Here is a 5805-nt window from a genome sequence, read left to right as displayed (position 1 = left end):
TGGAGGAAGCGGTCGGCGGAGATGAGGTGGACGTCCAACTCCGCCCGGGGCACCTGGGCCACTGTCGCGAGCGCGGCGAAGTCCGACTCACCGAGCATCCGGCCCGCCAGGCCGATCATCGCGCTGCACGCCACGACGTTGACGCTGAGCGCGTTGACCCTCGGGTCACGGTGGTGCCGCCGGGCCAGCTGCCGGGCCGTGAGCAGGCCGTCGATGCGGCCCCCGCCGGTCTCGTCGGCCCGGGACAACACCATGATCACGTTGACCGGGGCGGACTGACCGACAGCACTGTCGCGTGCGGACTCCAGCACCCGCAGATCGCTGTCGCGACAGTCGCGGGTCAGGTACAACACCGCGTCCGAATCCCGCAGCACCCGCTCCAACACCGGCGACCGGTCCTGCTCGGCGCCGCTGCTGACCGCCGGGGTGTCGATCAACGTGATCTGTCGCAGCGCCCGCGTCGGCCACCGCACCACGATGTCCCGGACCTCGCCCGTACCCCAGCCCAGATCCACCCGCAGCCCGGTCGCCGACTTCACCACCGCCAACTCCTGCGGTGGCTGCCCGACCGGGTACGCGATCGCCCGCGGCGCTTCGCCGTCCTCGTACCAGGTGAAGGCGCCGTCCGCCCGCTCGACCGGCGCGACCTCCTCGCCCATCAACGCGTTCAGCACCGTCGACTTGCCCGATCGCCACGGGCCGACGACGGCGATCCGCAGCGGTTGCTCCAACCGGGCCACCTGATGCCGAAGCTCCGCCACGGCCCGGGGATTGTCCTGGTACAGCTCGATGGCCTGGTGCAGCAACCCCCACGCCGCCTCGTCCAGGCGCACCCCCACCGTCATGCCTGCGGCTCCAGCAGCAGCGGGGCCGAGCGGGCGCCGGTCAACTGCTGGGCCTGCTCGTAGAGCGCGGCCAACCGGGTCATCTTCAGCCGGATCTCGCGTTGCCGCTGCTCGCGCACTGAGGCATCGGTGTCGGCCTCCTGCTTCGCGCTGCGGAACGACTGCACGATGGCCTCCTGGAGTTCCTCGGTCAGCCCCGTGAAGTGATCCCGCAACATCCGCTGCACCTGCCGCGCGGCGTCACGGCAGTCCCGGACGATCCGGACGAAGAAGTCGTCGACATGCCGCTGGATGGCCGTCTTGACGGTGGCCTGCCGCCGACGCAGCAACTGCTTGCTCTCGTCGCGGATGCTCTTGCCACCGAAGAGCGCCCCGATGCCGACCGAGACCGGGTTGATCATCGGCATCCCGGCCAGGGTGGTCGCCAGCCCGAACATCAGCATGCCGCCGTACGAGCCCTTCATGCCGGTGAACAGCTTCTGGCCGGTGGTGAACCGGTCGATCATCGGCCGTTGCAGCTCGGGCAGTCGCTCGCCCATGTCCTCCGGCATCGTCATCGACCAGGGCGGCAGCACGTCGTAGCCGTACCTGTCGAAGTTGGCGGCCACCCGCCGGGCGATCCAGTCGCAGCGCTGGATCAGCCACTCGTGGTTCGCCTCCGCCGCCTCCACCAGACTTCGCTCCAGCCACTCCTGGAACGTGTCCCAGGCGACCAACGGGTCCGCGGTGTCGAACGCCTCGTCCACCGCGCGCAGGATCTGACGGGTCCGGTCGCGCAGGTCGTACTCGAGGTCGGCGAGCAGGTCGGTGATCTCGTCGGTCAGTGTGTTCTGCCACCGGGTGGAGCACCGGCGCAGTTCGTCGACCTCGCGCTGCGCCGCGTGCAGCCGGGCGATCGGCCCGGACTGCTCCTCTTCCTCCTGGGTCGCCAACTCGGCGCGCAGCGGCGCGGCCAACTGTTCCACCACCGTGCGGGCCACCGTCTGCACCGCCGCTCGGGCCAGGTGGTCGGCCTTGCCGGCCCGGTCGCGTTGCAGGCGGGCGATCAGCGCCGGGAAACCGGACTCGGCGTTGAGCGCGTGGTCCTCGGCCGCGGCGGCGCGCAGTCGCAGCGCCGCGGACACCGGGATCAGCGTTGCCGGCACCCCCGCCTCGGCCAGGTGCTGCCGGTTGCGCTCAGCGACCGTACGCCAGTCCGCCACCAGGTCGGTCTTGCTCTGCACCACCACCACGTTCGGATGGGACCGCATGATGTGCAGCAGCATGTTCAGCTCGGCGACGGACAACTCCCGGGTCGAGTCGGACACCAGCAGCACGGTGTCCGCGCGGTTGAACGCGGCGACCGGGGCGGCGGCGCCGAGACCGGCGACCTCGTCGGTGCCGGGAGTGTCCACCAGCACCACCCCGGCCCCGAGCAGGGCTCGCGGCAGCCCGATCTCGACGTACGCCGGGCCGCCGCCGGGCCGACGCCCGACCAGGCCGGCCACGCTCGCCGCGACCTGGTTGAGCGCCACCGGGGTCCGCTCGATGGTGACCGTGGCGGCGCCGGTGGCCTGGCCCGGGGTCGGTGGCGGCGCCTGGGCCACCGCCGCGGCGGGGGCCTCGGCGTGCCGCACCACTGTCGGCAGGACGGTGGTACGGCCGTCGCCGACCGGGCAGGCCGGAGCGTTGATGATCGCGTTGATCAGCTGACTCTTACCCTGGTTCGGCTCGCCGATGACCAGGACACGCAGTGTCGGATCCAGCAGTTGCGCACGCTTCTGCCGCACCGTCTGGAGCAGGTCACCGCGACCGTGTGCAGTGCACGTGCGGGCGATCTCGTCCAGCACGTCCAACCAGATCCCGGCCATCACCGCACCAAGTGTGCGGATTTCGGCTCAATTATCAAGAGGGACCGGATGTGGAACCGGAAGGGGCCGGATCGCCCGAGACGATCCGGCCCCTCGCTCCGCCCGGAGATCCGGGTCAGAGCAGACCGCCGGTGATACCCAGCAGCCCGTGATCGGACGAGGCGTGCGAGTCGCCGCCGAGCACACCATCGGTGACCCCACCGGTCACGTCACCGACCGTGTCGGTGACACCGGGGAGGAGGCTGTCCACCTGGTGCGTCACGCCGCCCACCGTCGACGGCACGTCAAGCGGCGGGACCCCGCCGACGACACCGTCGCCGTGCCCGAGGCCCAGCCCGTTGAGGGTGTCGTCGACACCCAGCGAGCTGACGACCCCGCCGAGCTGACCGTGGGTGCCGGAGAGGGCACCACCGGTCAGGTCGCCGCCGATCAGGTTCGAGTCGGTGACGTCGAGCAGACCGGTCGGGTCACCGACGGTGCTGGTGACGTCCCCGAGCACCGGGTCCGCGATGGCGTCCACCGGCTGCACCACGTCCGCGTCGAGCGTGTGCGCCACGTCGGAGACACCCGCCAGGTCGGTGTCCAGGCCGGACGGACCGACGCCCAGACCGATGCCGGGCAGCACGGTGACCCCGGCGGCGGCGGTCGACGGGTCGACAGCGATGGCGCCGAGCACGCCGGCCTTGACGTCCACGCCACTGGGCGAGCTGGTGACGCTGATCTGCTGCGCCACGCTCTGCAACTGACCCACCACGTCGGTGGTGTCGGTGAGCAGCGGGTCCAGCCCGAGCTGCCCCACCGGCGAAGCCAGCGGCGCGAGGCCCGCCCCCGGCGCGTAGTCGACGACCAGCGGTACGACGTCCTGCACGTCAGCAGCGGTGATGTCGGTGAGCCCGGCGCCCCGCAACGCACCCTCCGGGTCGAGGTCGAAGGCCGACCGCGCGTCCGGGTTCGTCAGTAGGTCGAGCACGAAGTCGTGGAGCGTCTGCTGCGAGTCCATGTGCCGGTTCTCCTCGGATCTGGCGTTGGGCGGGGTGTCGTACGTCGACAGTGACGACGCTATTGCCGGGGGTGGCCCCCGGGCATCGGGGCTCAGCCCGCATCCGGGCCGGTTGAACTAGGGGCTCCGCCACCTCGTACGTTAGGGGGACAGGGGGAAACCGTCCCGACGAGATTAGGGTCCCGACCAGGGACTGATCTCTGGTACGAACGTAGGAGCCCGCGGGGTTCGCCGGGGGTGCGTCGTCGGGCAGCCGGCGCCATCGCCACCGACCGGCCGACTCACGGGGAGAGACAGAGACGATGCCGTACGTCCTGGGGATAGACATCGGAAGCAGCAACACCGCCGCGGCCGTCGCACGACGCGGCGCGACCTGGACCCGCCCCGAGGCAGTCCCGCTCAGTGCCGTCTCACCTCTCATGCCCTCGGTGCTGTGCCTGGCGGAGGACGGTTCACTGCGGGTCGGTGAGCCGGCGACCGACGACGGCAGCCGCACCACCCGGGACTTCGTCCACCGGATCGGCGACGACGTGCCGGTGCTGCTCGGCGGCGAGCCGTGCGCGCCGCAGACGCTGACCGCCGAGTTGGCGGCGTGGGTGGTGGAGCGGGTGCACGCCCTGGAGGGCGGGGCGGCCGAGGCGATCGTGCTCAGCCACCCGGCCGGCTGGCGCCCCTACCGGCGGGAGGTGCTGCACCGGGCGTTGTCGGACCTCGGCCTGCGGCACGTGACACTGCTGCCCCGCACCGTCACGGTGGCCGAGAGCCACGCCGCTCGCGGGTTCGCGGGCAGCACGGCTGTGGTCTACGCCCTGGGCGGCAACAGCTTCGAGGCGGCCCTGGTGCGCCGCACCCCACGCGGCACGTACGAGACGTTCGGCACCCCGCAGGGTCTCGACTCGATCGGTGGCGCCGACTTCGACGAGGCGCTGGCCGAGCACGCTCGTACCGTGCTGGCCCGGGAGTTGGCAGCGACCGGACGTCGCGGGGCCCAGGCCGCGCTGCGCGGGCTGCGCGCGGAGTGCGACCGGGTCAAGCGGGTGCTGACCGTCGACCTCACAGCCGACGTGGTGCTGACCCTGCCCAACGGCCCGGCCCGGGTGCCGGTGACCCGGGCGCAGTTCGAGGCCATGATCCGCCCGACGGTGCAGGCCACCGTCGACCTGCTGCTGCGGGCCGTGCGCAGCGCCGACCTGACTGCGGCGCAGCTCGACGGCGTCCTGCTGGCCGGCGGCTCGACCCGGGTCCCGCTGGTGACCGAGCTGATCGGCGCGGCCCTGCCGGTGCCGGTCGAGGTGGAGCCGGACGCACAGTTGACCGCCGCCACCGGCGCCGCGATGGCCGCCTGTCAGGTGGTGTCGCCACGCCCCCGCCAGCCGGCGCCGGCCCGCGTCCCGGCCCCGGTCAGCGGTGCCGGGCGGGCCACCATCCCGGCACAACGCCGCCCTCAGCACACCGTTCCGGGCGATCCGCCACCGCGGCCCCCGGTCCGACTCCTCCCACTGGAACTGCCGAAGCCGTCCCGCCTGGCGCTGGCCCGCGCCCGGGGGCGCGAAGGATGACCCTGATGATCATGAATGACCTCGCCGTACCAGGACTGACAGTGGACAAGGGGTTGCAGGCCCTGTTGGACACCGTCGCCCAGAATCTGGTCGGCCCGCTCGCCGTCGGCATCGCCGGCCCGGCCGGCCACGGTAAGACAGCGCTCCTCGCCGAGCTGGAGCGCGTTCACCAGCGCGCCGGCATCGCCGTCCAGACGGCCGCACCGGAGCCGGGCGCGCCGGTCGACCCCGACACGGTGCTGCTGGTCGACGACGCGCACCTGCTCGACGACGCCCGGATCGGGGCTCTGCTGCGTCTGGTCGCCGGCCGTCGACACCGACTGGTGGTCGCCCACCGCCCGTGGCCGCGGTCGGCGGCGTTCAGCGAGCTGGTCGACGCCCTGCGACGCGACGGGCGGGCCGTGCTGCTCACGCCGTTCACCCGGGAGCAGACCGCCGCCCACCTCGCCGCCACACCCGAGCTGGGTCGCCCCGCCGACCTGGTCGACTTCGTCCACACGCAGACCGCCGGAGTCCCCCGGGACGTCGAGCGGCTGGCCCGAGGTCTGGCC

At 72.4% G+C, this 5805-nt stretch carries 5 protein-coding genes; 2 read left to right on the top strand and 3 right to left on the bottom strand.

Annotated features, from left to right (window positions below):
• The 3 genes from KBX53_RS19790 to KBX53_RS19780 form a co-directional block, all read right to left on the bottom strand.
• A partial coding sequence (locus KBX53_RS19790; RefSeq protein ID WP_210860916.1) for a dynamin family protein occupies positions 1-845 on the bottom strand: 845 nt, incomplete at its 3' end.
• Positions 842-2695, bottom strand: coding sequence for a dynamin family protein (locus KBX53_RS19785; protein WP_210860917.1), 1854 nt, complete (start codon positions 2693-2695; stop codon positions 842-844). The genes KBX53_RS19785 and KBX53_RS19790, both read right to left, overlap by 4 nt.
• A 115-nt stretch (positions 2696-2810) precedes the next feature.
• The gene (locus KBX53_RS19780) at positions 2811-3695 is read right to left on the bottom strand and encodes an IniB N-terminal domain-containing protein (protein WP_030330448.1); all 885 of its coding nucleotides are present in this window, start codon (positions 3693-3695) and stop codon (positions 2811-2813) included.
• A gap of 302 nt (positions 3696-3997) precedes the next feature.
• Between KBX53_RS19780 and KBX53_RS19775 the strand changes: the two genes are divergently transcribed.
• Complete coding sequence (locus KBX53_RS19775; protein WP_210860915.1) at positions 3998-5254, top strand: Hsp70 family protein; 1257 nt, start codon at positions 3998-4000, stop codon at positions 5252-5254.
• A 5-nt stretch (positions 5255-5259) separates the two neighbouring features.
• A partial coding sequence (locus tag KBX53_RS19770; RefSeq protein ID WP_247675899.1) for a hypothetical protein occupies positions 5260-5805 on the top strand: 546 nt, incomplete at its 3' end.

The sequence above is a fragment of the Micromonospora sp. M51 genome (assembly GCF_018070305.1).
In the GTDB taxonomy this organism is placed as follows: domain Bacteria; phylum Actinomycetota; class Actinomycetes; order Mycobacteriales; family Micromonosporaceae; genus Micromonospora; species Micromonospora parva.
The sequence above is the reverse complement of the archived record's forward strand: the minus strand, read 5'-3'. Positions and strand labels throughout refer to the sequence as shown.